General features: G+C 48.9%; 9 tRNA genes and 1 rRNA gene. All 10 read left to right on the top strand.

The window, feature by feature from the left end:
• Positions 1-42 precede the first annotated feature (42 nt).
• The 10 genes from rrf to LJF29_RS21055 all read left to right on the top strand — a co-directional run bounded on the left by rrf (position 43) and on the right by LJF29_RS21055 (position 1022).
• Positions 43-158: ribosomal RNA gene (gene rrf / locus LJF29_RS21100) — 5S ribosomal RNA — on the top strand.
• Between the two features lie 22 nt (positions 159-180).
• Positions 181-256: transfer RNA gene (locus tag LJF29_RS21095), tRNA-Val, on the top strand.
• 3 nt (positions 257-259) lie between these two features.
• A tRNA-Thr gene (locus tag LJF29_RS21090) sits at positions 260-335 on the top strand.
• A 37-nt stretch (positions 336-372) separates the two neighbouring features.
• Positions 373-448 (top strand) — tRNA-Lys (locus LJF29_RS21085).
• A 7-nt stretch (positions 449-455) separates the two neighbouring features.
• Positions 456-538, top strand: a tRNA-Leu gene (locus LJF29_RS21080).
• Between the two features lie 40 nt (positions 539-578).
• A tRNA-Gly gene (locus tag LJF29_RS21075) sits at positions 579-653 on the top strand.
• A 14-nt stretch (positions 654-667) separates the two neighbouring features.
• Positions 668-753: transfer RNA gene (locus tag LJF29_RS21070), tRNA-Leu, on the top strand.
• A 9-nt stretch (positions 754-762) separates the two neighbouring features.
• Positions 763-839 (top strand) — tRNA-Arg (locus LJF29_RS21065).
• A gap of 23 nt (positions 840-862) precedes the next feature.
• A tRNA-Pro gene (locus LJF29_RS21060) sits at positions 863-939 on the top strand.
• Between the two features lie 7 nt (positions 940-946).
• Positions 947-1022 (top strand) — tRNA-Ala (locus tag LJF29_RS21055).
• Positions 1023-1236 lie beyond the last annotated feature (214 nt).

The following is a 1236-nucleotide window of genomic DNA, read 5'->3' as shown; positions in this document are numbered from 1 at the left end:
TGTCACACCTGTTATCTAGTTTTGAGAGAACACTCTCAATTGTTTGGTGGCGATAGCGAAGAGGTCACACCCGTTCCCATGCCGAACACGGAAGTTAAGCTCTTCAGCGCCGATGGTAGTCGGGGGTCTCCCCCTGTGAGAGTAGGACGCCGCCAAGCAATTGCACGTTAGTGCAATTATGGAGGATTAGCTCAGCTGGGAGAGCATCTGCCTTACAAGCAGAGGGTCGGCGGTTCGAGCCCGTCATCCTCCACCATTTGCCGGTGTAGCTCAATTGGTAGAGCAACTGACTTGTAATCAGTAGGTTGGGGGTTCAAGTCCTCTTGCCGGCACCACTTTTATATGATATAATATTCAAGTCTCTTGTAAGAAGAGCCATTAGCTCAGTTGGTAGAGCATCTGACTTTTAATCAGAGGGTCGAAGGTTCGAGTCCTTCATGGCTCACCATTTTTAAGCGGGTGTGGCGGAATTGGCAGACGCGCTAGACTTAGGATCTAGTGTCTTTATGACGTGGGGGTTCAAGTCCCTTCACCCGCATTATATAGGATGACAGTTATAAAAACTGGACATCCTGTCTGCGGAAGTAGTTCAGTGGTAGAACACCACCTTGCCAAGGTGGGGGTCGCGGGTTCGAATCCCGTCTTCCGCTCCAACTATACCATCCACGCCGGGGTGGTGGAATTGGCAGACACACAGGACTTAAAATCCTGCGGTAGGTGACTACCGTGCCGGTTCAAGTCCGGCCCTCGGCATTATCATTCGCGCCCGTAGCTCAATTGGATAGAGCGTTTGACTACGGATCAAAAGGTTAGGGGTTCGACTCCTCTCGGGCGCGCCATATATTATTTTAATATGAGGAATCGGGAAGTAGCTCAGCTTGGTAGAGCACATGGTTTGGGACCATGGGGTCGCAGGTTCGAATCCTGTCTTCCCGACCATTTTTATGGGGCCTTAGCTCAGCTGGGAGAGCGCCTGCTTTGCACGCAGGAGGTCAGCGGTTCGATCCCGCTAGGCTCCACCAAAAAAAGAACCAAAAAAAGTTGTTGACTTTGAGGAAGCGACGTTGTATACTAATAAAGTTGCTTTAACAAAGCGATAAACAAAATGATCTTTGAAAACTAAACAAGACAAAACGTACCTGTTAATTCAAGTTTTATTATAAAATCGCACAGCGATGTGCGTAGTCAGTCAAACTACTTTATCGGAGAGTTTGATCCTGGCTCAGGACGAACGCT

Origin of the sequence: Bacillus sp. LBG-1-113, assembly GCF_020708615.1 — a bacterium.
GTDB classification, from domain to species: Bacteria; Bacillota; Bacilli; order Bacillales; family Bacillaceae; genus Bacillus; species Bacillus mojavensis.
Note: the sequence above shows the minus strand (reverse complement) of the source record. Positions and strands in the feature narration are given on the sequence as shown.